The sequence below is a fragment of the Flavobacterium acetivorans genome (assembly GCF_020911885.1).
GTDB classification, from domain to species: domain Bacteria; phylum Bacteroidota; class Bacteroidia; order Flavobacteriales; family Flavobacteriaceae; genus Flavobacterium; species Flavobacterium acetivorans.
In genome coordinates this window covers 1562451-1589185 of the sequence record NZ_CP087132.1, presented here as the reverse complement: position 1 = coordinate 1589185, position 26735 = coordinate 1562451, and the positions used below count along the sequence as shown (strand labels likewise).

The following is a 26735-nucleotide window of genomic DNA, read 5'->3' as shown; positions in this document are numbered from 1 at the left end:
CTTATTTCTGATTTTTAGGTCTAAACCTTTTGATATCAATTGCTGAATCTAAAGGCAATTTATTTTCAACATGATCAAACAGCGCTTTAGCCATAGCCGGCCCAAGCATAACTCCTCTTGTGCCTAAACCATTAAGAATATGTACAGAACTATAATCCGGATGTGTTCCTACTAGTGGACGCCTGTCTTTGACCGTGGGACGAACTCCGGCAAAATGTTCCACAATTTCAAATTTACAATTTAAAATTTCGTTGATTCTCTCTATCAATTCCACCTTCCCTTCCACGGTAGGCAAATCTGTTTTATCTTTCCAATTATAAGTGGCACCTACTTTGAACAAATCATTCCCTAACGGCAAAATAAAAACACTGGTATTCACAATAACATCCAAAACTAATTCAGGTGCTTTAATGATAAAAAGCTCCCCTTTCGTTCCATCCAAAGGCAAATGATTAAAATAAGGATTAGCATGCAAGCCAAAACCCTCAGCAAATATGATATGCTTAGCTTCTACATCTTTATATCGCACACTATCCTGTTCGACTTGTAAAAGCGTATAATCAAACGCTTCCTCCCGAAACCAATTGTTTTTTATTAAATAGTCCTGATACTTAGATAGTAGTAAAGCTGTATCAACATAACCGGTATGCAATACCTCTCCATAAGAATAGGGAGAATCAATCCCTGCATATTTTTTCGAAATTAAGTCTGGAGACAAGAATGGCGCTAAAGTATCTTTATCCGATGCAGAGAACCAATTATTCTGTTCTTCTATTGAAAAAAATTTTCGCAAAATTGGCATTTTAAAATCGACTTTCATTTGGAGTTTTTCTTCTAAAACACCATAAAACTCTTTCATTAAAACCAATTGTTCTTGCGCCTTCCAAACCTCACTAAACCTTTTTAAAATAACAGGATTATACAAGCCGCCTGCAATTTTTGAAGAATTCTGCGAATTATTATCCAAAACTAAAATGGATTTATTGTGACCTAAAGCCATTTCAGAAAAGGAAATCCCTGCAAGACCAGAACCCACTATTAAATAATCAATCATATGAAATACTTACTTTTAAAAAACTGCTCAAAGATAAGCCGATTAAAACAAAAAAACTCTTACCATGACGGTAAGAGTTTTATCTATTAGAAAATGAAATCTAGTAATTCCACATATCTTGTTCAAAATTGCGAATTTTCTCTTTCACTCTTTCTGATTCCAGCAATTGATTTTGCGCATTATCTTTCATGTACTCATCTATGGCGCGATCTCCATAAACGTTTTCTTCTTTATAAATAACACTATTAAAACGCCTCGAATTCAAAATTTGATCAAACGAAATTGGCATCGCTGAATTTTTATTATTGAAAGCTTTTGCTTCATGCAAAACATCTCTTGCAGATGGGAAAAAGATCCAAAACAATTCAACATAATCCTTTTCCTCCTCATTCATCGTATATACATCCGGAGTAACAGGACAAATTCCAAGCAAACGATATTTCAATTCACTCTGTCTTTTGTCAAAATACCAATACCCTTTAATTTTATATTGGGTAACATCTTGAGCCGTTAAATCAGATCTCAAAATATACTCTGGAGACAAGCTCATTCCAGCATTAATTTGTTCTCTACCGGCATCAGTAGTATCAATACGGCTCAATGCCGCTTGAATGTCTTTGAATGATTTTTTTGTATTAAAATAGCTATCCGAATACACCTCACTAATTTCACCTCTTTTTATGGCTTTTGTCAAAACATCATACAAAGAACGTCTATCAGGTCCTATATTGGCTGTATCAACTGGAAAATACAAAGCAAAATTGATCTTCTCGTTCAAATCAATAATCTCCCATGTCATTTTGCCCATTAGAACATCTCTGTCATGTACATAACCGTAAGCTAATGGCTTATCATTATCTGAAATGAGTTGCGCATCTGTTTTTAGTCCTATTTCCTCCGGAATTCTTGCATTAAGCAAATTCGATTGTGCAAAAGAGCTACAACTCCCGGCAATAGACACAATAGCTATTAAAATTTTTTTAACATTCATCTTGTTATGATTATAAGATATTGAAAATGTTTTTCAGACAAATTATTTATTATTGTATTTCAAAAATAACTGGAGCTGTTCTTGGCAATAAATAGCTACCCGCCCCAACTAGCTTTGTTTTGATCTCAGAAATACTCACTTGATCTCCTCTACCAGCCTTAGAAATAACTGCTTTGCATTGTGCATTTAACCTATTTCCTTGAACAACCACAGTAGGTTGACCACTAACTTTCAAATTGAAACCAACCACATCCAATCCTACTTCGAAGTCGAAATCTTCTAATTTAGCACCAATGGTAGCAATCTCTAAATTAGATTTAGGCCCTTTTACAATACCTGATTCTCCTCTAATTGTTCCTGTTGGACCTGGAATCCCTTTGATTCTAAATACTTTTTTATCAGAAACTTTTGAACCATCATTAAGAACCGCAGTAACATTAATTACCACTTCATTTCCTGAGCCTGGACTCATTTTATATTTTCCTCCACCTGCTGAAGTAAGACCTGGAGCAGAAGCCACCACTTTATCAGCAGATACACCTGCAAAAGATATAGTCATAGGATTCACAACACCTCTATAAACCACATTCATTTTATCAGCAGATATTGTAGCTGCATTAGGTCTTGGTACTACAACATAATTCCCTTTGAACTTAAGAGGTATATTTTTACCGTCTTCTAAGAAAGTAAATTGACCATTTATTGTTTGCTCACCTACATTTCCGGCAGTCATGGCTATAACAGCCTGGCCGTTTACAATTTTTCCAGGACCTGAAAAAGAAGTTGGTTTAGTATTCTCGTCATATCTTCCCAATACCACTTTTCCTGTTACTTTTTCTCCTTGAAAATAAGCACTCTTATCAAGCACAACAATCGCCTGATAATTACTATATGATGCAGCTGCTACAGCCGCTTTTCCCAACAATGTATTATAAACATCGGTTTCAACTTTCTTCACATCATTCTGCCAAGCAGAAAGTTTTGCCAAGGAAGCTACTGCAGGAAAACCTTTAAAATGATAATCTAAATAATCAATAGCAATGCCATCTTTATTTTTAACCTTATCTAAATTAAATTTACTATTTACTTCTGAAAGAATTGGTTTTAATTTGGTATTACTGCCTAGGGCAGATTCCATATCTGACTTGTATTTTTCAATTGTAGCAACAACTTCTTTCCCTTTTGCAGAATAACCTCCAGGCCCGAACCATAATTGATCTATATTATCCCCTTTATCCATTTCCTCATAGGGTAATTTACCCGTTTCAGGATCAGCTTCTGTGCCTACTAAAACTTCTGATTTTATGTTTCCAATATAATCATAAAAGTTTTTAGTGATTGCTTCCACTTTGTGAGCAGTAACCGCGGCTTCCGTAAATTCACCTCCAGCTTCAGAAGCTTTAGCATCTAAACCAGCTAACATTTGCATGTTAGATGACTGTGCTGAGGAGTTTGCTCCTTCAAATTTTTCATTCATTAAACCAAAAGCAGATAAAACTTCTTTGGACATATTTAAAGCTAACATTGCGATAAAAATCAAATACATCAGATTTATCATCTTCTGTCTAGGGGTTAATTTTCCTCCTGCCATATTTTCTAATAATTAATTAGTTGTTGTTTTTTAATAGTTCGAAACTAATTATCCCTTATTACTCATTGCAGAAAGCATTCCACCATAAACATTGTTCAAAGAAGACAAATTTGTAGTCAATGACTGCATTTGCTCTTTTAATTTTAAATTATTTTCAGCAACTTCTTCATTAATTTGAGCATTTCTTGAAGCACTTTGCAATTGTACTTTATACAAGCTATTCAAAGACTCCATTTGTGCAGCTGCCAAAGTCAACTCTTCACTGTATTTTTTTGTAGAAGCAATTGAATCAACAGTTGGCGCAATTCCTTTTGCAGCAGATTCGAAATTCTTAATACTATTCCCTAAACTTGACATCAATTCACCATCAATTTTAGCATCTTTCAACATAGCATCTAACTTTTGAGACAATAAACCTTGAGCATCAGAAGGAGTTTCAACTTTTGCCTTTCTTGCTGCTGCCGGAGTACCGTTTGCTAATTCAGGATAAACCAGAGTCCAGTCTAACTCTTCATCAACAGGTTCAAATGCAGAAAGTGCAAAAATAGCGGCTTCAACAACAAGCCCAATAGTCAACATTAAATTTCCCGTAATAAAACCGAATTCAATATGCGTTATTTTGAATAAAGCTCCGATGATTACAACTGCAGCACCCATTCCATAACAGAAATTCATTGCTTTTTTACCCAATATTGCCATAATTTTTAATTTTTTTTAAGTTTATTGTAGATTAATTTAGTAGGTTCTGATTTTAATTTTTATTTTCTTTTTCCGTTTCCGGTTGTTTGTAATCCCATATAGTCTTGAACGGTTCTGAATCCTATAAAACTTCTTGCAGAATCAGCATATTCAAAATCTCTAGTACTTACTTGTAAAAAGTATGCTACGTCTTTCCAAGATCCTCCACGAACTACTTTGCGTTTATTAGAAGCATCCAATACATTTGGATTCATTGATGAAACATATTCATAAGCATTTGGATCATAAGCTGAATCTGTCCATTCTGAAACATTTCCTGCCATGTTATACAAATTATAACCATTAGGCTCATAGGACTTAGCCTCTACGGTATATAAAGCTTCGTCAGCAGCATAGTCTCCTCTATTTGGTTTGAAGTTTGCTAAGAAGCAACCTCTGTCATTTTTAGTATAAGGACCTCCCCAAGGATAGGTTGCAGATTGAAGGCCACCTCTGGCGGCATATTCCCATTCCGCCTCCGTAGGCAATCTAAAACTATTAATCAAATCACGGCCTTTTTTCTTAGATTTAATATAGCTGTTTTTATTTAGCGTTCTCCAAGCACAAAAAGCTTTGGCTTGAGTCCACTTCACCCCAACTACTGGATAATCACCGTATGCTTTATGCCAAAAATAATCATTGTGCATTGGCTCATTATAAGAATAAGCAAAATCTTTAATCCAAACTGTAGTATCAGGATAAACCTTAATTTCTTCTGTTTTAATGAAATTTTTTCTATTACCCACTTTTGCTTTTGCTGCCCCTTGAATATCCATCCATGAATAACGGAATTTCAATTTATTCACATCAATAGTTCTCAAACCATTATAAGAAGCTTCTATAGGCAAGTACATCGAATCCATAACCTCAACATAATATTCGTCTGGATATAATTTCGGATCTTTAATCAACTTTACCTTTTTATTTAGCTTTCTTCCGGCATACTGATCATCATCCGTACCTACGCTATAGTAGTTATCGTACATGTACTTATCGTAAGCAGTCATTTTTTCCGGATCAGAATCATTAAAAGCAAAATCTCCAATGCTACCTGCATTTTTCCCTTTTCCTTTTACATCTCCTGCCTTAATCCCACTCATGTCCGCAAGAATAGCTAAACGAACTCTCATAGTAGAATCCTTAACCCATTCCACAAATTGACGGTACTCACTATTTGTGATCTCCGTTTCATCCATATAGAACGACCTAACAGTAACTGTTTTAGTAGGTGCATCCTGAATATCAGCCAAATCGCCATCAGATTTACCCATAATATAAGCTCCTCCTGGTATCAAAGCCATGCCATAAGGCTTCTCTGGATGCCATTTTCCTCCCTTGACACCAACTAGTTCGCCTTTATCACTTGACTTACCACAGCTAATTAATAGCGTCACAATTGCTATAAATGCAATGAACTTCTTCATATAAATTCGGGTTATTATATTCATTATTTTTAAGTGTGTAAACCTATTTATTATTTATTAATAAAACAATATTTTTTTTCCTTAAAACATGTTCACGATTCAAAATTAAAGTTAATTAAATTATGAAAAAAATATTTTATCGACAAAACAACAAAAACAATCGATTAAATACAATCCGCTAAGCCTTTTCGTAAAAACAAATAAAACTTAACTTACATAAAATCAGCAGATATAAGATTTTACCCCAAACTTCTGTTATTAACAACAATTTTTAAATAAAAAAATCAAAGAACATTCTTACGTTGAGCTTTCCACCATCTTTCGGGTATTTCTTGATTACAAGCCGCTAAATACTCTTCGTAAGAACATGGTAATAACGTATTTCTTTTTAACTTATTATTCCCATTAGAAACAAAAGGAATCTCAATCCACCATCTGTCAGTTTTATCGCTCTTATAGAAAACAAGTAATTCTTCTTCTATTGGAACAATATATTTGATGTAATTTTCTCTACTCCCAAAAGGATACTCGTAAGAACGATAATGAAAACCTTCAATAAAATACCAAATAATCTGAGCTACCAAAACGGATTCCTGAGCTGAGTTATTGTGATTAAATATTCCAAAAAGCGAGACTTTATCACTAATTCCGGCATATCTGGACAAAGAACAAATCTCTTTTCCGTTAAAACCATTTGGCATAAATTTCACGAAATTCCCAGAATCTGAAGATTTTATCGAATTTAAATCCAAACTCACAATATCAGCATCCCTAAAAACAGGCTCTGCTATAGCGATATTGTTAGAAACTTCACCCAGCCTGTAAGCATCAAAAAATAATTTTTCAATCAGATCAATTTCTTCTTGCGAATTATAATAGGTTTGGTAACCGATATTAGAATAATTAAAAAGATTATTAGGCTCATCTATAATGATTTTAGTCAAAAAAGAGGAAGCCAAAACATTCTCATTTTCTTTCCCAAAATCAAATTTACTGTCTATAGACACCAAATTCACCATTTGTTCCAGTTCATCATAAGCCCTATACAAGGCATAAGTCAAATCTTGAGAACCTCCTATCACGATAGGAATAATTTTATTTTTAATCAAACTCGATACCACTTTGCGCAAAGCAAAATAAGTATCCGTTGCCGAATTCCCAGCTAAAATATCCCCTAAATCAGCTACAGAAGCATCCCAATTACCGGGAAACATACTGTAAAACTCTGTACGAATAGCCGATAAATCAACCACAGAATCAACATTATCGCTTCCTCTATTTTCTAGAACACCAATTATTGCAATATTAATTTTATTTAAATCCGGAAATTGATCTTTCGTATGAAAAACTATTTTACTACCCAATTGCTGGGAAGTGAACCCCTGTACTAATTTAAGGATTTTATCATTTACAGGTTGCAGAAAATCAAATTCCATTTTTATTTCTTTTTAGCTACGGTTTTTTTTGCTACCGGTTTTTTATCAGCTGCTTTCTTTGCCGGAGCTTTTTTGGCAGCCACTTTCTTTGCAGGGGTTTTCTTGGCTATCATTTCTTGAACTTCAGCCAAGGTCAATTTTGTAGCATCTACATCTTTACTCAACTCAATTTTGATTTTACCTTTGGTAATAACCGAACGTCCCCAACGCGCCTTTTCAACCAAGATTCCTTCTTCTTCCCAGTTATGCAAAACCTTATCAATATTTTTCTGCAGTTTATCCTCTATCAATGCTTCAATATCCGATTGGGACAAATTATCAAAATCGTACTTCTTACTTACATTGATGAATATTCCGTTCCATTTAATAAAAGGCCCAAAACGGCCAACGCCTTTTTGCACTCCTTCTCCTTTATAAACCGCAATTGGCGCATCAGCCAATGCTTTTTCATCAATTAATTCCTTTGCTCTTTCAAAATCTACATCCAGCGGATTCTCGCCTTTTGGCAAAGAAACAAAAGCCGCTCCGTGGCGAATGTAAGGACCAAAACGTCCATTACTCACTTCCACTTCTTCGTCTTTATAATTTCCAAGATTTTTGGGCAACAAAAATAAATTTAGGGTTTCCTCCAAAGTAATATTCCCAATATTTTGATCCGCCATTAAACTGGCGAATTTCTTATCCTCATCATCCGCAGCTCCAATTTGAGCCATTGGACCAAACTTACCTAAACGAACCGAAACCGGTTTGCCTGTTTTAGGATCTGTACCTAAAATACGTTCTCCGCTTTCTCTTTCAGCATTCGCTTCGACATCTTTCACCGTTGGATGAAACTGATCGTAGAATTCCTGCATCATTTTTGCCCATTCGATATTTCCTTCGGCTATTTCGTCAAAATCATGCTCCACTTTTGCAGTGAAATTATAATCTAATATGTTTCCGAAATTCTTCACCAAGAAATCGGTAACAATGGTACCGATATCTGTTGGAACTAATTTCCCTTTATCCGAACCTGTATTTTCTTTCAACAGCTTCTCTCCTACTTTTCCAGATTGTAAAGTCAGTTGTGTATAATTACGTTCTTGACCGTCAAGATTTCCTTTCTCCACATAATTTCTGTTGATGATTGTAGAAATCGTTGGCGCATAAGTAGAAGGACGGCCGATACCGAGTTCTTCCAATTTTTTCACCAAAGAAGCTTCGGTATATCTTGCGGCAGCTCGAGAATATCTTTCGGTAGCCGTGATGTAATTATTTTGTAATTTTTCGCTGACTTTCATCGCCGGCAACATCCCCTCTTGCTCTTCTTCGTCATCATCATGACCTTCCAAATACACTTTCAAAAAACCTTCAAAAAGCAATACCTCGCCGGAAGCGGTAAAAATTTCACCGTGATTGTTCGCTTCAATTTTCACGTTCGTACGTTCCAATTGCGCGTCGCTCATTTGCGAAGCTAAAGTTCTTTTCCAAATCAAATCGTACAAACGCGCTTGATCTCTGTCAATATTCACCGTATGACGCGACATATCCGTAGGACGGATCGCCTCGTGCGCTTCCTGGGCACCTTTGCTTTTATTGGTAAAAGTTCGAGGTTTCGAGAATTCCTTACCATAGGATTTGATAATTTCGGCTTCGGCAGCTTCCATCGCCTCTTTAGATAAGTTCACGCTGTCCGTTCTCATATAAGTTATAAGTCCGGCCTCGTATAAACGTTGTGCGAGTTGCATCGTGATTCCAACAGGCAAATACAATTTTCTCGCCGCCTCTTGTTGTAAGGTCGAAGTGGTAAAAGGTCCTGTTGGTGATTTTTTAGTAGGTTTCGTTTCTAAATCCGCTACCTTATAAGTAGAACCAATATTTTTATTCAAAAAATCTTCGGCTTCTTTTTTTGTATTGAAATTTTTAGGCAGTTTTGCCTTGAATGATTTTCCGGCTTCGTTAGTGAATTCTGCCACAACAGAATAAGTTGCCACTGCTTTGAAATTCTGGATTTCGCGTTCTCTTTCGACAATCAAACGAACGGAAACCGATTGCACGCGACCGGCAGAAAGTCCGCCTTTGATTTTTCTCCACAAAACCGGAGACAATTCGTAACCAACTAATCGATCCAGAACTCTTCGCGCTTGTTGTGCGTTGACCAAATTGTAATCAATTTCACGCGGATTATCGATAGCTTTCAAAATCGCCGTTTTGGTGATTTCGTGAAAAACGATTCTTTTTGTTTTCTTTTTATCTAATTTTAATTCTTCGGCAAGATGCCAAGAAATAGCTTCTCCCTCGCGATCCTCATCACTTGCTAACCAAACCATTTCGGCATTCTTAGCTAAAGTCTTTAGTTTGGAAACCAATGCTTTTTTATCAGCAGAAACTTCATATTTAGGCTTAAAACCATGCTCTACATCTACCCCAATTTCTTTGGAAGGCAAGTCGGCAATATGCCCATAACTTGACTCTACTTGAAAATCACTCCCCAGAAATTTCTCTATTGTTTTCGCCTTTGCAGGTGACTCAACTATCACTAAATTCTTTGCCATTGCTCTATTTTTCTAGGACAAAAGTATCTATTTTTTTTAAATGACAGATATTTTGAAATGATTTTTAAAAATCACGTCAATCAAAGGCAAATAAAAATAAGTGCTAAAAACCCGCTTTTTTCAACAACTACTAGTTTAGAAATCTATCCTTACAAACTTCTACAAAATGTATTTTTCTGAAAAAACAAAGGAACACTCATTACTTTAAAAACAAAAAACAATGTTAATTCTTCATCTGACATCTTGTCAGATTTATTCAAATAATCGTATCTTTACCGCCTTATTAAAAGACACTTTAAAAGTGATTATGGAAAAGATTATTGAAGAAAGCAAACAAGGAGGAACTATTGTCTTAGAACAAAAACCGCAAAACACCAAAAAACTATTCATAGAAAGTTACGGCTGCGCAATGAATTTTTCAGACAGCGAAATAGTGGCCTCTATATTATCTGATGGAGGATACAATACCACCCAAGTTCTAGAAGAAGCTGATTTGGTTTTGGTAAATACCTGTTCCATTAGAGACAAAGCAGAACAAACGATTCGCAAGCGTTTAGAAAAATACAATGCCGTAAAACGAATTAACCCAAAAATGAAAGTAGGGGTTTTGGGCTGTATGGCCGAACGTTTGAAAAGCCAATTCCTAGAAGAAGAAAAAATTGTGGATCTTGTTGTAGGTCCGGATGCCTATAAAGACCTTCCTAATTTATTAGCAGAAGTTGAAGAAGGACGAGACGCTATTAACGTGATTTTGTCCAAAGACGAAACTTATGGCGATATTTCACCAGTGCGATTGATGAGCAACGGCATTACTGCCTTAGTTTCCATCACCCGTGGTTGCGATAATATGTGTACCTTTTGTGTAGTACCTTTCACCCGCGGACGCGAACGCAGCCGTGAACCACAAAGCATCATGAAAGAAATTCAGGATTTATGGGATAAAGGATTTAAAGAAATTACACTTTTAGGCCAAAATGTAGACAGTTATTTATGGTATGGTGGCGGATTGAAAAAAGATTTCGAAAATGCTTCTGAGATGCAAAAAGCAACCGCAGTGGATTTTGACCAATTACTGGAAATGGTAGCGACAGGTTTTCCTAAAATGCGCATTCGTTTTTCAACCTCCAATCCACAGGACATGCACGAAAGTATTTTGCATGTCATTGCAAAACATCCGAATATTTGCAAACACATTCACTTACCGGTTCAATCAGGAAGCAATCGAATTTTGAAGGAAATGAATCGTTTGCACACTCGAGAACAATACATGACTTTGATTGACAAAATCAGAACAATCATTCCAAACTGTTCTATTTCGCAAGATATGATTGCGGGATTCCCAACAGAAACAGAGGAAGATCATCAAGACACCTTGAGTTTGATGGAATATGTAAAATATAATTTTGGTTATATGTATTCGTACTCGGAACGTCCGGGAACTTTGGCAGGAAGAAAAATGGAAGATGACGTAACTGAAGAAACCAAAGCCAGAAGATTACAGGAAATTGTCGACTTGCAACAAAAGCACGCTTGGTTGCGCTCTGAAGAATTCATAGGACAAACAGTTGAAGTTTTAGTCGAAAAAGTTTCTAAAAAATCAACCGAAGAATTCTCCGGCAGAAACTCACAAAGTATCACAGTTGTTTTCCCAAAAGAAAACTATAAAATTGGCCAATTTGTCAATGTAAAAATTACCTCTTGCACCAGCGGAACTTTGAAAGGCGAAGCGGTTGGACTGAGTGAAATGAATTAAAAAAAGTTTGTTTCAAGTTTCAGGTTTAAAGTTCTCTCGATAACTTGAAACCTGAAACAAAAAAAACTTTAAACAAAAATCAAATGGAATCAGTTCAAAATATAAAACAACGATTTGAGATTATCGGGAATGACCCGAAGCTCAATCGTGCCATCGAAAAAGCAATTCAAGTTGCGCCCACTGATATTTCGGTATTAGTCACGGGGGAAAGCGGAGTTGGAAAGGAAAGCATACCAAAAATCATTCATTCTCTGTCGCACAGAAAACACGGCAAATACATAGCCGTAAACTGTGGCGCTATACCAGAAGGAACAATTGACAGCGAACTTTTTGGCCACGAAAAAGGTTCATTTACCGGAGCAACAAGCACCCGCGAAGGCTATTTTGAAGTTGCTAACGGCGGAACTATCTTCCTTGACGAAGTAGGCGAATTACCCCTTACAACTCAAGTGAGACTGCTTCGCGTACTGGAAAACGGCGAATTTATAAAAGTAGGTTCTTCACAAGTACAAAAAACAGATGTAAGAATCGTAGCGGCTACGAATGTCAATTTATTTGACGCAATTGAAAAAGGAAAATTTCGTGAAGATTTGTATTATCGTTTGAGTACCGTAGAAATTTCTTTACCACCTTTGCGAGACAGAAAAGACGATATCCATTTATTGTTCCGAAAATTTGTTGCCGATTTTGCCCATAAATACAAAATGCCCCCATTAAAACTGAATGACGATGCGGTTCAAGTGTTGCAAAAATTCAGATGGAGCGGAAACATCCGCCAGCTTCGAAATGTAGCGGAGCAAATTTCGGTATTGGAAACCAATCGTGACATCACTGCCGAGACTTTAAATTCCTATTTACCAACCGAAGGAAGTAATTTGCCTTCAGTTATAAAAACTAAAAAGGAAGAAAGCGACTTCAGTACCGAAAGGGAAATTTTGTATAAAGTTCTTTTTGACATGAAAAGTGATTTACATGATTTAAAAAAACTTACCTTAGAATTAATGCAAAATGGCAGTTCTAAAGTACAGGAAACCAATCAGAATTTAATCAAAAAGATATATGGTTCTAAAGAAAACGACAGTGAAATCGATTTTGAAGAAGAACCAAGAACTGCTTTGATAGCAACCCAAAACAAGGAGGAAGCATATCAGGAAAATGATGACAATTACCTTTTTGCAGAAACTATCGAAGAGGAAGAAATTTTACGATTAGAGCAAAAAGAAATCGAGATGATTAAAAAATCATTGGAGAAAAATAAAGGAAAAAGGAAAGCAGCAGCCGATGAACTTGGGATTTCCGAAAGAACGTTATACCGAAAAATAAAGCAATTTGACTTGTAGTTTTTCTGATAAAACAGAAAAATCCACGACAAATAATTTAATCCTTAAAATGAATATCTTTGACCCAAGCGTTAGCAAACCGGCAAAGCAATTTTAAATATAATAATGAGACACTTACACCTACTAATTTCTTTTGTCCTACTTGCAACTTTTAGCAGTTGCTCCGTATACAACTTTACTGGAACAGGGAAAATTGACGCAAAAACATTCCAGGTAAACTTTTTTCAAAACAATTCAGATTTAATTGAACCTGGAATTGACAGAACATTTACGCTTGCTTTACAGGAACTCATCCAGAATCAAACCAATTTAAATCTGGTAAAAAACGGAGGCGATTTAACCTATGAAGGCGAAATTGTAGATTATAGAATTAGCCCAATGACAGCAACCGCGGATCAACAAGCCTCACAAAACCGCTTAAAAATAAGAATCAATGTTCGATTTACCAATAAAAATAAAGAAGCTGACAATTTTGAAAAACCTTTTGAATTTTATTACGATTATCCTGCAAATCAACAACTTTCAGGCGCAACATTGAATTCAGCTTTAAAAGATATTTTTGACAGAATTACCCAAGACATTTTTAACGAATCACTGGCTAAATGGTAAAGAATGTGTTGATTTGTTTATTTGCTTAATCCGAAAACAAATCAACGAATAACCAAACAAACGAATCCTCTTTATGAATGTAACCGATTATACTTATTTAATTAACAAACCAGACACAATAACCGAGAAGCAAACGCTGGACTTGGAAAATGTCTTGGAAGAGTTCCCTTTTTTTCAAAGTGCAAGAGCTTTGAGACTAAAAGGGCTTTACAATCAAAATAGTTTTAAGTACAATCAAGCTTTAAAAGTAACGGCGGCTTATACCACTGATAGAGCCGTTTTGTTTGACTTCATAACATCTGATCATTTCATTGCTATTGAGAAAAAAATATTCGATAAAAAAGCGCTTGAACTTCTTGACATAAAAGTAATTGATAGTACCGAGTTTGTACCAGAGAAAAAACCAGAAGTTAAGGCAACTCCCTTAGAACAATCCATTCTGACTTCTATCAAGGAAGCTCAAACTGTAGAGACTAAAAAAGAATCTACTGAAATTGAAGACAAACTGTCCATTGGAAAACCTTTAGACTTTTCAAAAAAAGAAACGCATTCTTTCCAAGAATGGCTTCAACTTTCCAGTACTCAGCCTATAATTAGAGAAGTTGAAACTGTTAGTCCTGCCAAATCTGCATTCGAAAATGAAGAGAAAAAGAAAAAAGCAGAATTGATAGACAAATTTATTGAGACAAGTCCAAAGATTTCACCGGTCAAGAATGGTGCTTCACCCGTAATTCACATTGACATTAACAAAGACGACAATAGCCATCTGATGACTGAAACTCTGGCTAGAGTCTATTTAGAACAAAAAAAATATCAAAAAGCGATTCAAGCTTATGAAATATTAATTTTGAAATATCCAGAAAAAAGTAGTTTCTTTGCAGACCGCATCTCGGATATAAAGATTTTACAACAAAATAATTAAATAAACAATGAGCACATTTTCAATTTTTTTAGTTTTAATAACTATAGTTTGTTTTCTATTAATCGTAGTTATAATGGTTCAAAATCCTAAAGGTGGCGGACTTTCTTCTACATTAGGAGGTTCAACTCAAATGGGTGGTGTACAAAAAACAACTGACTTTTTAGACAAAAGTACTTGGACCCTAGCAACTATTTTAATCGCCTTAATATTACTTTCTAGCTTAAGCTTTACAGGAACATTAAGCGATACTGATTCTAAAATTATTGAAAAAACAGAAACTGCTGCTCCTGTGCAAAACGCTCCTGCAAATCCTGCAAAATAGTTTAATTACAAATATATACAAAGTGCCAGCCTGTCAAAGCTGGCATTTTTTATAGGAAAAAATGTCACCTTTGGGAGAATGGCATAATTTCTGAAATCTAAACAGCATTCATAAAATTAAAAAAATAAAATCATGGCTTTAAACATTAAACCACTTTCTGACCGAGTTCTTATAGAACCAGCGGCTGCTGAAACCAAAACTGCGTCAGGGATTTTTATTCCAGATACAGCTAAAGAGAAACCACAAAAAGGAACTGTTGTTGCCGTAGGAAACGGAACCAAAGAACATGCAATGACCGTTAAAATAGGTGATAGTGTCCTTTATGGAAAATACGCCGGTACTGAATTGAAATTAGAAGGAAAAGATTACTTGATAATGAGAGAAGACGATATATTAGCGATCATCTAAATAGTTTTAAGTACGAAGAATTAAGTATCAAGGCAACTTGAAACTTTAAACAAATTAAACATTAAACAAAAAGAAAAATGGCAAAAGACATAAAATTTGATATAGAAGCACGTGACGGATTAAAACGTGGTGTGGATGCATTGGCTAATGCAGTAAAAGTAACGCTGGGACCAAAAGGTCGTAACGTAATCATTGGAAAATCTTTTGGTGGTCCAACAGTTACTAAAGATGGAGTTTCGGTTGCAAAAGAAATCGAATTGAAAGATCCATTGGAAAACATGGGTGCTCAAATGGTAAAAGAAGTCGCTTCTAAAACCAATGATTTAGCCGGAGACGGAACTACAACTGCTACTGTTTTAGCACAAGCTATCGTAAAAGAAGGTTTAAAAAACGTTGCTGCTGGAGCAAATCCAATGGACTTGAAAAGAGGAATTGACAAAGCAGTTGAAGCTATTGTTGCTGATCTTGCAAAACAAGCTAAAGTAGTAGGAAGTGATTCTGATAAAATCAAACAAATCGCAGCTATCTCAGCAAACAACGACGAAGTAATTGGCGAATTAATTGCTAATGCTTTTGCAAAAGTGGGTAAAGAAGGAGTAATTACTGTTGAAGAAGCTAAAGGAACAGATACATTTGTTGATGTTGTAGAAGGAATGCAATTTGACAGAGGATATCTTTCTCCTTATTTTGTTACCAATCCTGAAAAAATGGAAGCAGAACTAGAAAGCCCTTACATTTTATTGTATGACAAAAAAGTTTCTTCTTTAAAAGAACTACTTCCTGTTTTAGAGCCAGTTGCTCAATCAGGAAAACCCTTATTAATCATTGCTGAAGACGTTGATGGTGAAGCCTTATCAACTTTAGTTGTAAATAAATTGCGTGGTGCCTTAAAAATTGCTGCCGTAAAAGCACCTGGTTTTGGAGACAGAAGAAAAGCAATGTTGGAAGATATCGCTATCTTAACTGGTGGAACTGTAATTTCTGAAGAAAGAGGTTATACTTTGGAAAACACAACCATCGAAATGTTAGGTACTGCAAAAAGAGTAACGATCGACAAAGATAATACAACGATTGTAAGTGGAGCTGGAGAAGCGGATACAATCAAAAATCGCGTAAACCAAATCAAAGGTCAAATGGAAGCTACAACTTCTGATTATGACAAAGAGAAATTACAAGAGCGTTTAGCTAAATTAGCCGGAGGTGTTGCCGTTCTTTATGTTGGTGCTGCTTCTGAAGTGGAAATGAAAGAGAAAAAAGACAGAGTTGACGATGCTTTACACGCTACTCGCGCAGCTGTTGAAGAAGGAATTGTTGCTGGAGGAGGCGTTGCTTTGTTAAGAGCTAAAAATGCTTTAGCTGACTTAAAAGCTGACAATGCTGACGAAGCAACCGGAATTCAAATTATTTCACGTGCAGTAGAATCTCCACTAAGAACTATCGTTGAAAATGCAGGTCTTGAAGGTTCAGTTGTTGTTGCAAAAGTAGCCGAAGGAAAAGACGACTATGGTTACAACGCTAAAACTGACGAATATGTAGACATGCTAAAAGCTGGAATTATCGATCCTAAGAAAGTAACTCGTGTAGCATTAGAAAATGCAGCATCTGTTGCCGGAATGATATTAACTACTGAATGTGCATTAATCGATATTAAAGAAGAAAACGCTGGCGGAATGCCAATGGGTGGCGGAATGCCAGGAATGATGTAACATCAATCCTTTCTAAATAAAAAAGAAGCCGTCTCAAAACTGAGGCGGTTTTTTATGCTTACATTTGTTTTTGTATAGGTTATTTCGTATTTTTAAGTATTGATTTACAGATATTAAATATGAAATTCAAGCATTATAACCAACAACAAACGGTGCTTTTGCCTTATTCGTTTGACGACTTAATTCCAGAGAAACATCCTGTTCGAGTAGTTGACTACGTAGTGGAGTCGATTAACATCCAACCACTTTTAAAAGCTTACAGCAAAGAAGGTAATCCAGGCTATCATCCAAAGATGTTGCTTAAAGTGATGTTGTATGCCTATATGACCAATGTTTATTCCTCTCGCAAAATAGAATTGGCCCTTCGTGAGAATATCAACTTTATGTGGTTAACCTCAATGACCATTGTCGATCACAATACCATTAACCGTTTTAGGAGCAATAAACTAAAAGACAGTTTTAAAGAAATCTTCAAACAAGTAGTGTTGATGTTGGCATCAGAAGGGTTAATTACGCTCAAGCAAATCTATACTGATGGTACGAAAATAGAAGCCCAAGCGGGTCGCTATACTTTTGTTTGGGGCAAAAGCATTAAAACCAACAAAGCTAAAATGCTTACCCAGTTAGAAGATTTATGGAATTATGCCCAAAGTATTGATAATGATGACAACCCTGATCCAGAGCCAACCGAGTTTAAGGAAATTAGCAAAGAGGTGATTGAAAAAACCGTTGCCAAAATAGACGCCAAACTCTCTGGAAACGAAAAAGCCAGTTCCAAATCAAAAGCCAAATTACGCTACATCAAAAATAATTTTGTAGCCAATTTAGAAAAATACGAGCAGCAAGAAGCTATTTTAGCAGAACGCAACAGCTACAGTAAAACCGCGATACAGAAGCCACATTTATGCGTATGAAAGAAGACCATATGCGAAACGGACAACTCAAGCCGGCTTATAACACCCAAATATCAACCGAGAATCAAATCATCGTTCATTATACCATTCATCAAAACCCAACCGATACTAAAACCCTGAAACCTCATTTAGAAAATTTTGAAAAAACCTTTGGGAAAGAAGCACTTCAGCAATTGAAAGAAATAACAGCCGATGCAGGTTATGGCAGTGAAGAAAACTATAATTATCTACAAGAAAAAGAGCTTACCGCTTACGTGAAATACAATACTTTTGATAAAGAGCAAGACAAGAACTACCAAAAAAAGAACAAACCATTTAGCAAAGAAAATCTCTATTATAATCCAGAAGAAGATTATTATGTTTGTCCAATGGGGCAAAAAATGCACAAAACCCATCAAAGCAAGCGTACCACCGAAGCAGGGTACGAACAATCATTGAGTCATTATCAAGCAAAGAACTGTGAGGGTTGCCCACTACGAGGGAAATGTTTTAAAGCCAAAGGAAGCAGAAGCATTGAGCGAAACCACAACCTTGAAAGACACAAACAAAGAACAAGAGAGTTACTACTAAGTGAAACAGGAATCCAAAAAAGAAAACAACGCACTGCCGATGTAGAACCAGTCTTTGCTCAACTCAAGCATAACAATGGATTTAGACGATTTTCTCTAAAAGGACTTCAAAAAGCAGAATTAGAGTTCGGATTAATGGCTTTAGGACATAATTTAAGAAAGAAAATTGCCGCTTAAGCACAATTTTGACTTTTTTTCAAAAGGAGTAAAAAATCAATCAAATTAACAGAAATGAAAAAACCGCCTCAAATTATGTTTTGAGACGGCTTCTTTTTTTATAAACAATATTAAATCAATCTTAGTCGATTATTTTTCTATTTATCTTCTTCAGGCGCAGGCGTCTTTTTAGCAAACTTAAGAATCACTGGCAAAAGAGTAACAACAACCAAACCTATAACAATTAACTCAATATGCTCTTTCAAATCGATTTGATAGCTGTCAAGTAAGAAACCGTATAAATAATGTCCCGCAAAAATCAGTGTAAAAGACCAAACTAAAGAACTCACTACGTTATAAAACATAAATTTCTTTCTTTCCATATTTACAATTCCCGCTACTATTGGAGCGAAAGTTCTGAAAATAGGTAAAAATCTGGCAAAAATAATTGCCCTTCCTCCGTGTCTTTCAAAAAAATCTTTAGACTGAACAAGGTATTTTCTCTTAAACCAAAATGAATCTTGCTTGTTATATAAGTAATATCCACTTTTAGAACCAAACCAGTAACCTATCATATTCCCTAAAATACCGGCCACAGCCACCATGGAAGCCAAAAGCGTCACATTTACAAAATCACTCTCTATGAATAAAATATTCTCTATTAACTCTCTATTGTAAATTCCCGCAAGGAAAAGCAAACTGTCCCCCGGCAAAAAGAAACCGGCAAAAAGCCCCGTTTCTGCAAACACAATAAATAAAACGATGTAAATACCTAATTTTATTCCATTTACATCAAAATGGATATAAAAAAGCGGGTCTATTAAATTCTTCCAATCAAAACTGTTCATTCTTTGTCTTTTTAAGCTAAAATAATTCGTGCGTGAAAGTAATCATAAATTACATCAACAACAATTTATTGAATCTTTTTAAAGTTTTATTAACTATAAATTCAAAAAAAATCCAAGGCTTTCGCCCTGGATTGAATTATTAATTTCTTTCGTACAAACAACAACCGTGAAGCTTGTCATAAGCTTCTTGAGTTGCCTTGACTCTTTTTGTATCATGTCCTACTTTTACAACTGATTTCTCCACATCCAAAAGTGACGTTTTTTGCTCATTTAGAATCAAACTCAATTCATGTGTCCCAGTATCCCAAACTGCCGATTTCACACCAGAAACACCATAAGCTGCTTTCTCTATTCGTTTTTTACACATCTCACAATTGCCATTAACATCAATAGTATATTTGGCATTTTTATTTTTTTTCTCTTGCGCCTGTGCACTTAATCCAAAAAACACAACAGCGATAATCATAATTATTTTTTTCATTTCAATATTTTTTTAAAGTTTATTTTATTTTAAAACGCAATCCAGCATAATACATTCGACCAAAAATAGGCGCATACACCATAGAAGTATCAAAAGTAGTTCCAAAAGGATTATCAGCACCCAATATCGCTTTTTCCTGTCTGTAATTTCCAATATTCTCTCCACCTAGATAGATTTCAAAAGTTGAAGAAAAAGTTCGGGTTACTTGAGCATTCATCACAGAAAAAGCAGGCGAAAATTCCGGCAGCCTATCTTCAACAGGATTTCCATTAGTCGATGGCAATTGTTGTTTTCCCAACCAATTGTACGTAAAATCAAATTTCCATTGTTTTCCTTTCTCCACAATATGCGTTTCGTATGCTAAATTACCAAAAAAACGATGTTTGGCCTGCATTGGTCTTTGAAAAGTTCCAGACAAATAAGCTGTTTGAATATCATAATATTTATAAGCTGTTCGCAAATTTAAATGTTCCAACAACTCATAATTAAACTCTACTTGCAAACTATTGGCAATCGATTTTCCATCCAAATTATAAAATAAAACCTGCTGCGGGCTTTGAAATAAATCAACCACAGCTTGATTTTTAAAATCGGTTCGGTAAAAATCAAATCCAAAATCCCCTCCTCTATTAAACAAACTAAATCCTTGCATAAAACTTAGTCCATAATTCCATGCAATTTCCGGATTCAGCCCATATATTTTTCCGCCAGTATTTAAAACATCAAAGGTTCTAGAGCTTGCAAAAAGCTGTTGATTCTCTGCAAAAATATTAGCACTTCGTTTCCCTCTTCCTGCCGAGAATCTCAAAACCCCTTTTTCCCAAGGATTGTATCTGGCATGTAATCTTGGCGTAGCAAATGTCCCTAAACGATTGTGATTATCAATTCTTCCTCCTAATACTAAGCTAAAATTATCCGTATTATCATAGGTATATTCAAAAAAAGCGCCAACAGAATTATCAATTCTGCTATAATCTGCAACATTTACAAACTCATCATAAGCATCGTATGTAAAATTCAAACCTGTAGCAAATTTATGCATCGTATTATTGATTATCGAATTGAAAATTAAATTCGAATAATAACTTTTTTGCTTGATATTGTACTCTTTCAACCCAAAATAAGAATCCTGATCATGGCTGTTAAAAGCATTTTGAAAACCAATACTTTGATAAGGCATTTCTGGAAAAACATAGCCCAGCTTAGTCGAAACATCAATTCGCTCCGTATTGATTTCTGAACCCCAATAATTAGTCATTCCTTTATCTCTATCCCGCTCAAATTCTAATTCTCCCGTTTGCTTCTTGTCATTCATATAACGGAAATTAACAAAACTCACCCAGCCTTTTTCAGCATCAGTATATTGCCAACGATTCAGGACATTGATTTGTTTCCCCAATGGATTATCAAGAAAACCATCTTCATTCATGTCGTTTTTAGAAACCCTAGCGTTTCCGTGAACAAAAAGACTACTGCTCCATTTATCAGATATTTTCCTGTTGAAATGGGTATTCAATTCAAATCTGGAATCGCTCGATCCATAAGCATTCAAGAAAAAAGGAATGTCATTTATTGGCTTAATCAACTCGGTATTGATTTGTCCTGAAATACTTTCAAAACCATTCACAACTGATCCAGCTCCTTTGGTAATTTGAATGCTTTCGACCCAAGTCCCTGGTGTAAAAGACAAACCATAGGCTTGAGAAGCACCTCGCACTGATGGAATATTCTCTTCGGCAATCATCAAGTATGGACTGGTTAAACCTAGCATTTTTATCTGCTTCGTCCCTGTTAGTGCATCCGAAAAACTGACGTCAATTGAAGGATTTGTTTCAAAACTTTCGGCAAGATTACAACAAGCAGCTTTGAGCAATTCTTTGCTAGTCAGCGTAGTCGTATTAGAAGTTAAGGTATAGGATTTCTTTAAGCTTTTACGCGTTGTTTTAACTTTAATTTCCTGTAAAGTATCTTGAGAATAGGAATTAAAAGCGCAAAACAAAAACAATAAAAGCATTGTAATTTGTTTATTCATGATAAATTTTTAATGTTTAAAAAAGATTTTCAAGCCACAAAACGCAGCCTGCTTCATAAAAACATTAAAATTAGGCGTAGAAAATATATTGATGGTACAATTTAAAAAATGGTGGTGCATTTGCATCACAAACATAAGGAGTAACTGGATAAACTTTGAAATTCGCCTCCAATGGGAAGACTAAAGGACTCCAATCAGGCACCAGAACGGCGGTAACTAAACTAAAAAAGAATGTTTTTACGACAAAATGATCTGACTTTTTTTGAAAATCAACAAGCTTGTCTTTACAGCAAGTTTCGTTGGTTTCCGAAACAGAAGTACAACATTGCTCCTCCGAACTTTGTCCAGTTGGCGAAACTTTGAAATAAACTGGAGCAACAGAGGCGATTTCCCCGCCACAATAATGCACATTTACAGCCAATCCCAAATTGGAAACCAATAAGAAAATGGCTAAAAGTAAACTTATGTGTCGCTTCAACTTCATAGAGCAAAAATACTACTTTAATCAGTATTGACCTCTAAATAGCTGTTAAAAATTTAAAGCTCAAACTCCTGTCCCATTAAAGGAATCACACAATCAAAACCATAGTGTTCATTAATTTTTATTCGAAGTTCATCCGCAGGCTGGTTTTCGCCATGAACCAAAAACACTTTTTCAGGCTTATTTTCCAAAGCTGAAAGCCAATTCAATAGGTCTTTCTGATCACCATGCGCAGACAATCCTTGTATTTCAAGAATATTAGCCAATACTGGATAATATTTCCCGTGAATCTTAACTTCTTTAGCTCCTTCTAATAATTTTCTTCCACGAGTTCCTTCAGCTTGATAACCTACAATAATGACAGTGGTTTCAGGCAACCCAATATAATGCTCTAAATAACTTAAAACCCGCCCTCCGGTAACCATTCCGCTCGCGGCAATTACAACCTTAGGTCTCTCATCATATATTGCTTCTATCGTATCTTTATAATCTGTAATCATCTGAAACATCTTACTCATTGCAATACAATCTTCCAATTTCAACTTATGCCATTTCAAATTACCAAAGAAAATATCAAAGGCTCCTACCCCCATAGGAGAATCAATGATATAAGGAATATCCGGTATCTTATTCTCTTCTTTAAGCTGCCAAAGCAAATACATAATGGTTTGTGCCCGTTCCACTGCAAAACTAGGAATGATGGTTGTTCCGCCTTTATCAAAAGTATTATTGATATACATCTCTAATTCTAATTTCGCATCCGTATCAGGGTGAAGTCGATTTCCATAGGTACTTTCAAGGAATACATAATCTGCTTTTTTAGGCTTGATTGGCGGAAACATCAAAACATCATTATCCCTTCCTACATCTCCTGAAAAAACTAAGGTTTTATTTTCGAGCATCAATTCTATGCTGCAAGCCCCCACAATATGACCTGCATTAATAAAAACGGCTTCGATTTGCGCATCGAAAGGCACTGATGCGTTAGTTTCTACAACCCTAAACAGAGGAAAGACTTTTTTTGCCTGATCCACATCATAAAGAGGCTCTGCAATTTCATGCTTAGAATAGTTGCCTTTATTAGCTTTCTCGGCTTCTTCTTCTTGAATTTTGGCACTGTCTAACAAAATTAGCTTTGTTATCTGCTTCGTTGGCTCAGTACAATAAATCTTTCCTTTGAAACCTTGATCTACTAATCTTGGTAACCAACCACAATGATCTAGATGTCCATGCGTCAATAAAACAAAGTCTATCGTTGAAGGTAAAATAGGCAAAGACTCCCAATTGAGTTCCCGCAAAGGTTTTATTCCTTGAAATAATCCACAATCAATCAAAATCCGAATCCCATTACTTTCCACTAAGGTTTTTGATCCGGTTACTGTTCCAGCTCCTCCAATAAATTTAATTTTCATGATATTATTTTTTAAAATCAATAAAATCAGATATTCAAAACGCATCGACTTAACTCCCGTGCTTCTTTCAAAACATTTTTTATCCTTGGTAGACTCAATCCGATTTTCTCCAAACTATCCGAATTATTTATTAGTTCTTTTACCAAAATTACATCTAAAATGAGTAATTTATCCTTCTCAGCAATTGTCAATGTAGTCAAACAAGTTATTGGGTAAAGGCAATCAATATCGTTCTTCGTTTTTAAATTGTCATTTTTTGGATAATCCCAACTTAATAAATTCATACCGGAACATTTTGCAAAATCTATGGCATCGGCAGTAAACCTATTATTAGTAACAATCCAACATTTAGAAATCATTTCTTTTTTAGAAAAAATAGTATGTTCCCTTCCTTTCAAATCATTAAATCTAGAAAGAACATACAAAGGGACTTTTACATCTGAAGCCGCTTCTCTACTTACGTGAAATTTACATTCCATCATAGCAATGGCATTGTTCTTCTTTACCAAAACATCTATTTCATGGGAAACACATTTTCCTTGCAAAATAATATTGTTTTTTGTCTCATATTTTTCTGCAGAGAAAAGCTTTGCGATATATTTTTCGAAGAAAAAACCCGCTGGTCCCAACAACTGAATCGCTGCTCTTAAATTGTAGCGCGCAGCATGAGAATTAGCCTCTTTTTTTAATAAACCAAAAGCTCTTTTATAAATATGTTTGGTACTGATTCCTTCATAAATCTCCTTACATATTTTACTAACAATATCTTCAACAATCTTTGGATTGGCACCAGATTTCAACAGTGATTTCCTGAGTTTTTCAGGTTCAAAATCCACTATATCTCCTGAATGCTTAATAATTTTCATACGCACAAATAACTGATTAACAAATCAATAAAACCATCATTAAAGGTAGTTAAAATAAATCATTTATTTATTTTTTGATAATAAAATGCAGGGATAAACAATAGGGCAAAAATAGGCTGTATAAGAAAACGCCTTACGTAAAAAAGGATAAGATTATTGGTTTCCCCATAAAAATAAATAATAGTATAGAAAGAAAAAATCAAAATTAGAAAGAAAAAAAAATATAAAAAGCCAGCAAATTTCACCATTGATTCATCTTCAAAAAGAGTATAGATCATCGCTAGCGAAATCAACATATTTAACGAATACCTAAACAACAATCCAAAAAACAACCGAAATGGATCATAGACAGGAAGTGATACACCATTAAAATCGCTTTTAAAATAATTCAAAAAAGGATCATAGAATAGATAATCCTCATAAGCTCGAACTAAAGCAAACAAAAAAATAAGTATTAATACTAAAGTAATTTTCAACTTATGTTTCAACAGTATTTTTAGCATACAATGAAAATTTACGTACCCAGATTACCCATAGAATAAAAACAACACCATAAATAAACAACGGAAAAAGCACGCCGTGAATTACAGGATTCTGTCCCGGAAAAAAATACAACAAGACGCATAATACAGCTATTCGAAACACATTCAACACATAGATAATCAAGCTTCCTAATATAATAAAAAACAAAGTTTGCCTGAATCGACCAGAAAATGAAACTACAAATGCGATAAATAAAATAATAACATTTATTGCATTACAGCCCTCAATTATACGAGCAATATAAACCTGATTATAAAACAACCTAATATAAGGCTCTGATGATTCTTTGTCAATTATTGCATCTGCACCAAAAAATTGCAGCACTTGCTCTGTATTTATAGCAACCATGAGGGTAACCGAATCTACCTTATTATTCTCAAAACTTTCCAAAAATTACTGATAAACCAAGGTAAGAATACTATAGATCAAAAAAAACTTTGCCAAAAAAAGCAAAAAAGGCTTATACAGAGTAAAGTATTTTTTCAACATCTGTTTTTTAACAAATTTATACAATTTTTAAAAGCTACTTTAAATACTTTTACAAAAAAAAACTCAAACATGTCATTTCAAGAATTAAAACCAAAAGTAACCGCAATTACAGCTGACCAGAATCTTACAAGAGACGAAAAACTCTTAGCTGTCTGCCAACTCCTAAATAAAAACATCGATTATTATAACTGGGTTGGCTTTTACTTTGCAAATCACGATGCACAAACCCTACATTTAGGTCCTTATGTTGGTGCAGAAACAGATCATACTGTAATTCCTTTTGGGAAAGGGATTTGTGGACAAGTAGCTGTTTCCAACAATAATTTCGTGGTACCAGATGTAAAAGCACAGGACAATTACATTGCTTGCAGCTTCACCGTAAAATCCGAAATTGTAGTTCCTTTATTTGTCAATGGACAAAATATTGGACAAATAGACATTGACAGCCATGTTATTGATCCCTTTACAGAAGCCGACGAACGATTTTTGGAATTTGTTAATGAAGAAATCGCAAAGACTTTCATCAATTAACTCCTTGAAAAACAACATCCTGAATCTTACATAAATTTTCTGTTGTCGTTTTAAAAATAAATATTATCTTTGCCCCCGTCTTACAATAGCTGTATGACATACATAAAAATCATTAAAATAATATTGGAATGTATTTAACGAAAGAGATTAAAGAAGAAATCTTCGCACAACACGGAGAAAAAACAAACACTGGAAAGGCTGAAGCTCAAATTGCTTTGTTCACTTACAGAATTTCACACCTAACTGAGCACTTGAAAAAAAATCGTCATGATTACAACACTGAGCGTTCATTAGTATTATTAGTTGGTAAAAGAAGATCTTTGCTGGATTACTTAAAGAAAAAAGAAATCAACAGATATCGTGAGATTATCAAAGTATTGGGTATTAGAAAATAATCAATATCAAAAAGAGGTGCGAAAGTGCCTCTTTTTTTATATAAGAATTTAGAACTTTAGCTTTAAATTCTTCAATCGCATCAACTTTAAAAGTTGACATTTACATAAAAAAGTTTGGTTTTTCATTGGGTTTTTTAGACAACAACTACACACAACAACTACAACACAACTAAAATCCATTGTATAACCA

At 35.0% G+C, this 26735-nt stretch carries 24 protein-coding genes and 1 pseudogene; 10 read left to right on the top strand and 15 right to left on the bottom strand.

Features of this window, described 5'->3' with window-relative positions; translation table 11 throughout:
* Position 1: 1 nt before the first annotated feature.
* The 7 genes from LNP19_RS07055 to topA all read right to left on the bottom strand — a co-directional run bounded on the left by LNP19_RS07055 (position 2) and on the right by topA (position 9768).
* The gene (locus LNP19_RS07055; RefSeq protein WP_230064069.1) at positions 2-1054 is read right to left on the bottom strand and encodes an NAD(P)/FAD-dependent oxidoreductase; all 1053 of its coding nucleotides are present in this window, start codon (positions 1052-1054) and stop codon (positions 2-4) included.
* A gap of 100 nt (positions 1055-1154) precedes the next feature.
* On the bottom strand, positions 1155-2045 hold the full coding sequence (porN, locus tag LNP19_RS07050) for a type IX secretion system ring subunit PorN/GldN (RefSeq protein WP_230064068.1): 891 nt from the start codon (positions 2043-2045) through the stop codon (positions 1155-1157).
* Positions 2046-2094: 49 nt separating this feature from the next.
* Complete coding sequence (gene porM / locus LNP19_RS07045) at positions 2095-3636, bottom strand: type IX secretion system motor protein PorM/GldM (RefSeq protein ID WP_230064067.1); 1542 nt, start codon at positions 3634-3636, stop codon at positions 2095-2097.
* Between the two features lie 48 nt (positions 3637-3684).
* On the bottom strand, positions 3685-4335 hold the full coding sequence (gene porL, locus LNP19_RS07040) for a type IX secretion system motor protein PorL/GldL (protein ID WP_230064066.1): 651 nt from the start codon (positions 4333-4335) through the stop codon (positions 3685-3687).
* Positions 4336-4394: 59 nt separating this feature from the next.
* Complete coding sequence (gene porK / locus LNP19_RS07035; RefSeq protein ID WP_230064219.1) at positions 4395-5798, bottom strand: T9SS ring complex lipoprotein PorK/GldK; 1404 nt, start codon at positions 5796-5798, stop codon at positions 4395-4397.
* Positions 5799-6082: 284 nt separating this feature from the next.
* Positions 6083-7234 (bottom strand): formimidoylglutamase, encoded by a 1152-nt coding sequence (locus LNP19_RS07030; protein WP_230064065.1) that lies wholly within the window; start codon positions 7232-7234, stop codon positions 6083-6085.
* 2 nt (positions 7235-7236) lie between these two features.
* On the bottom strand, positions 7237-9768 hold the full coding sequence (gene topA, locus LNP19_RS07025) for a type I DNA topoisomerase (protein ID WP_230064064.1): 2532 nt from the start codon (positions 9766-9768) through the stop codon (positions 7237-7239).
* Between the two features lie 307 nt (positions 9769-10075).
* Between topA and miaB the strand changes: the two genes are divergently transcribed.
* The 8 genes and pseudogenes from miaB to LNP19_RS06985 all read left to right on the top strand — a co-directional run bounded on the left by miaB (position 10076) and on the right by LNP19_RS06985 (position 18488).
* Positions 10076-11521 carry a tRNA (N6-isopentenyl adenosine(37)-C2)-methylthiotransferase MiaB gene (miaB, locus tag LNP19_RS07020; RefSeq protein ID WP_230064218.1) on the top strand — a complete coding sequence of 482 codons (1446 nt, stop codon included), beginning with the start codon at positions 10076-10078 and terminating at the stop codon, positions 11519-11521.
* 83 nt (positions 11522-11604) lie between these two features.
* Entirely contained in the window at positions 11605-12861 is a 1257-nt protein-coding gene (locus LNP19_RS07015; protein ID WP_230064063.1) for a sigma-54 interaction domain-containing protein, read from the top strand.
* A gap of 105 nt (positions 12862-12966) precedes the next feature.
* Entirely contained in the window at positions 12967-13470 is a 504-nt protein-coding gene (locus tag LNP19_RS07010; protein ID WP_230064062.1) for an LptE family protein, read from the top strand.
* 73 nt (positions 13471-13543) lie between these two features.
* Positions 13544-14392 carry a tetratricopeptide repeat protein gene (locus tag LNP19_RS07005; RefSeq protein ID WP_230064061.1) on the top strand — a complete coding sequence of 283 codons (849 nt, stop codon included), beginning with the start codon at positions 13544-13546 and terminating at the stop codon, positions 14390-14392.
* A 7-nt stretch (positions 14393-14399) separates the two neighbouring features.
* Positions 14400-14714: a preprotein translocase subunit SecG gene (secG, locus tag LNP19_RS07000; protein WP_230064060.1), complete on the top strand. Its 315-nt coding sequence runs from the start codon at positions 14400-14402 to the stop codon at positions 14712-14714.
* 132 nt (positions 14715-14846) lie between these two features.
* Positions 14847-15122: a co-chaperone GroES gene (locus LNP19_RS06995; protein WP_230064059.1), complete on the top strand. Its 276-nt coding sequence runs from the start codon at positions 14847-14849 to the stop codon at positions 15120-15122.
* Between the two features lie 77 nt (positions 15123-15199).
* Positions 15200-16828, top strand: a complete 1629-nt coding sequence (groL, locus tag LNP19_RS06990) for a chaperonin GroEL (protein ID WP_230064058.1) — start codon at positions 15200-15202, stop codon at positions 16826-16828.
* A 119-nt stretch (positions 16829-16947) separates the two neighbouring features.
* Positions 16948-18488, top strand: a pseudogene (locus LNP19_RS06985) (IS1182 family transposase).
* Positions 18489-18625: 137 nt separating this feature from the next.
* Here the strand turns inward: LNP19_RS06985 and LNP19_RS06980 are convergent.
* The 8 genes from LNP19_RS06980 to xrtF form a co-directional block, all read right to left on the bottom strand.
* On the bottom strand, positions 18626-19315 hold the full coding sequence (locus LNP19_RS06980; RefSeq protein ID WP_230064057.1) for a DedA family protein: 690 nt from the start codon (positions 19313-19315) through the stop codon (positions 18626-18628).
* Between the two features lie 139 nt (positions 19316-19454).
* On the bottom strand, positions 19455-19796 hold the full coding sequence (locus LNP19_RS06975) for a heavy-metal-associated domain-containing protein (RefSeq protein WP_230064056.1): 342 nt from the start codon (positions 19794-19796) through the stop codon (positions 19455-19457).
* 19 nt (positions 19797-19815) lie between these two features.
* Positions 19816-21828, bottom strand: coding sequence for a TonB-dependent receptor plug domain-containing protein (locus LNP19_RS06970; protein WP_230064055.1), 2013 nt, complete (start codon positions 21826-21828; stop codon positions 19816-19818).
* 70 nt (positions 21829-21898) lie between these two features.
* On the bottom strand, positions 21899-22312 hold the full coding sequence (locus LNP19_RS06965) for an HYC_CC_PP family protein (RefSeq protein WP_230064054.1): 414 nt from the start codon (positions 22310-22312) through the stop codon (positions 21899-21901).
* Between the two features lie 53 nt (positions 22313-22365).
* Positions 22366-23721: an MBL fold metallo-hydrolase gene (locus LNP19_RS06960; RefSeq protein WP_230064053.1), complete on the bottom strand. Its 1356-nt coding sequence runs from the start codon at positions 23719-23721 to the stop codon at positions 22366-22368.
* A 26-nt stretch (positions 23722-23747) separates the two neighbouring features.
* Positions 23748-24587, bottom strand: a complete 840-nt coding sequence (locus LNP19_RS06955) for an ATP cone domain-containing protein (RefSeq protein ID WP_230064052.1) — start codon at positions 24585-24587, stop codon at positions 23748-23750.
* A gap of 59 nt (positions 24588-24646) precedes the next feature.
* Complete coding sequence (locus LNP19_RS06950; RefSeq protein WP_230064051.1) at positions 24647-25090, bottom strand: exosortase F system-associated membrane protein; 444 nt, start codon at positions 25088-25090, stop codon at positions 24647-24649.
* Positions 25065-25478 (bottom strand): exosortase family protein XrtF, encoded by a 414-nt coding sequence (gene xrtF / locus LNP19_RS06945; RefSeq protein WP_305070140.1) that lies wholly within the window; start codon positions 25476-25478, stop codon positions 25065-25067. The genes LNP19_RS06950 and xrtF overlap by 26 nt, the downstream gene beginning before the upstream one ends.
* Before the next feature lie 210 nt (positions 25479-25688).
* Between xrtF and LNP19_RS06940 the strand changes: the two genes are divergently transcribed.
* Together LNP19_RS06940 and rpsO are read left to right on the top strand one after the other, a co-directional pair.
* The gene (locus LNP19_RS06940; protein WP_230064049.1) at positions 25689-26150 is read left to right on the top strand and encodes a GAF domain-containing protein; all 462 of its coding nucleotides are present in this window, start codon (positions 25689-25691) and stop codon (positions 26148-26150) included.
* A 128-nt stretch (positions 26151-26278) separates the two neighbouring features.
* On the top strand, positions 26279-26545 hold the full coding sequence (gene rpsO, locus LNP19_RS06935) for a 30S ribosomal protein S15 (protein ID WP_072942618.1): 267 nt from the start codon (positions 26279-26281) through the stop codon (positions 26543-26545).
* Positions 26546-26735: the final 190 nt, after the last annotated feature.

What these genes read in the sequence shown, in the direction of transcription:
- LNP19_RS06970 (WP_230064055.1), bottom strand. Translation starts at nt 21,828, where the DNA reads ATGAATAAACAAATTACAATGCTTTTATTGTTTTTGTTTTGCGCTTTT.
- LNP19_RS06975 (WP_230064056.1), bottom strand. Translation starts at nt 19,796, where the DNA reads ATGAAAAAAATAATTATGATTATCGCTGTTGTGTTTTTTGGATTAAGT.
- LNP19_RS06955 (WP_230064052.1), bottom strand. Translation starts at nt 24,587, where the DNA reads ATGAAAATTATTAAGCATTCAGGAGATATAGTGGATTTTGAACCTGAA.
- LNP19_RS06940 (WP_230064049.1), top strand. Translation starts at nt 25,689, where the DNA reads ATGTCATTTCAAGAATTAAAACCAAAAGTAACCGCAATTACAGCTGAC.
- LNP19_RS07005 (WP_230064061.1), top strand. Translation starts at nt 13,544, where the DNA reads ATGAATGTAACCGATTATACTTATTTAATTAACAAACCAGACACAATA.
- xrtF (WP_305070140.1), bottom strand. Translation starts at nt 25,478, where the DNA reads ATGGTTGCTATAAATACAGAGCAAGTGCTGCAATTTTTTGGTGCAGAT.
- LNP19_RS06995 (WP_230064059.1), top strand. Translation starts at nt 14,847, where the DNA reads ATGGCTTTAAACATTAAACCACTTTCTGACCGAGTTCTTATAGAACCA.
- LNP19_RS06965 (WP_230064054.1), bottom strand. Translation starts at nt 22,312, where the DNA reads ATGAAGTTGAAGCGACACATAAGTTTACTTTTAGCCATTTTCTTATTG.
- secG (WP_230064060.1), top strand. Translation starts at nt 14,400, where the DNA reads ATGAGCACATTTTCAATTTTTTTAGTTTTAATAACTATAGTTTGTTTT.
- LNP19_RS07015 (WP_230064063.1), top strand. Translation starts at nt 11,605, where the DNA reads ATGGAATCAGTTCAAAATATAAAACAACGATTTGAGATTATCGGGAAT.
- porM (WP_230064067.1), bottom strand. Translation starts at nt 3,636, where the DNA reads ATGGCAGGAGGAAAATTAACCCCTAGACAGAAGATGATAAATCTGATG.
- porK (WP_230064219.1), bottom strand. Translation starts at nt 5,798, where the DNA reads ATGAAGAAGTTCATTGCATTTATAGCAATTGTGACGCTATTAATTAGC.
- porL (WP_230064066.1), bottom strand. Translation starts at nt 4,335, where the DNA reads ATGGCAATATTGGGTAAAAAAGCAATGAATTTCTGTTATGGAATGGGT.
- LNP19_RS07055 (WP_230064069.1), bottom strand. Translation starts at nt 1,054, where the DNA reads ATGATTGATTATTTAATAGTGGGTTCTGGTCTTGCAGGGATTTCCTTT.
- topA (WP_230064064.1), bottom strand. Translation starts at nt 9,768, where the DNA reads ATGGCAAAGAATTTAGTGATAGTTGAGTCACCTGCAAAGGCGAAAACA.
- LNP19_RS06950 (WP_230064051.1), bottom strand. Translation starts at nt 25,090, where the DNA reads ATGCTAAAAATACTGTTGAAACATAAGTTGAAAATTACTTTAGTATTA.
- miaB (WP_230064218.1), top strand. Translation starts at nt 10,076, where the DNA reads ATGGAAAAGATTATTGAAGAAAGCAAACAAGGAGGAACTATTGTCTTA.
- LNP19_RS06960 (WP_230064053.1), bottom strand. Translation starts at nt 23,721, where the DNA reads ATGAAAATTAAATTTATTGGAGGAGCTGGAACAGTAACCGGATCAAAA.
- LNP19_RS07010 (WP_230064062.1), top strand. Translation starts at nt 12,967, where the DNA reads ATGAGACACTTACACCTACTAATTTCTTTTGTCCTACTTGCAACTTTT.
- LNP19_RS06980 (WP_230064057.1), bottom strand. Translation starts at nt 19,315, where the DNA reads ATGAACAGTTTTGATTGGAAGAATTTAATAGACCCGCTTTTTTATATC.
- groL (WP_230064058.1), top strand. Translation starts at nt 15,200, where the DNA reads ATGGCAAAAGACATAAAATTTGATATAGAAGCACGTGACGGATTAAAA.
- porN (WP_230064068.1), bottom strand. Translation starts at nt 2,045, where the DNA reads ATGAATGTTAAAAAAATTTTAATAGCTATTGTGTCTATTGCCGGGAGT.
- rpsO (WP_072942618.1), top strand. Translation starts at nt 26,279, where the DNA reads ATGTATTTAACGAAAGAGATTAAAGAAGAAATCTTCGCACAACACGGA.
- LNP19_RS07030 (WP_230064065.1), bottom strand. Translation starts at nt 7,234, where the DNA reads ATGGAATTTGATTTTCTGCAACCTGTAAATGATAAAATCCTTAAATTA.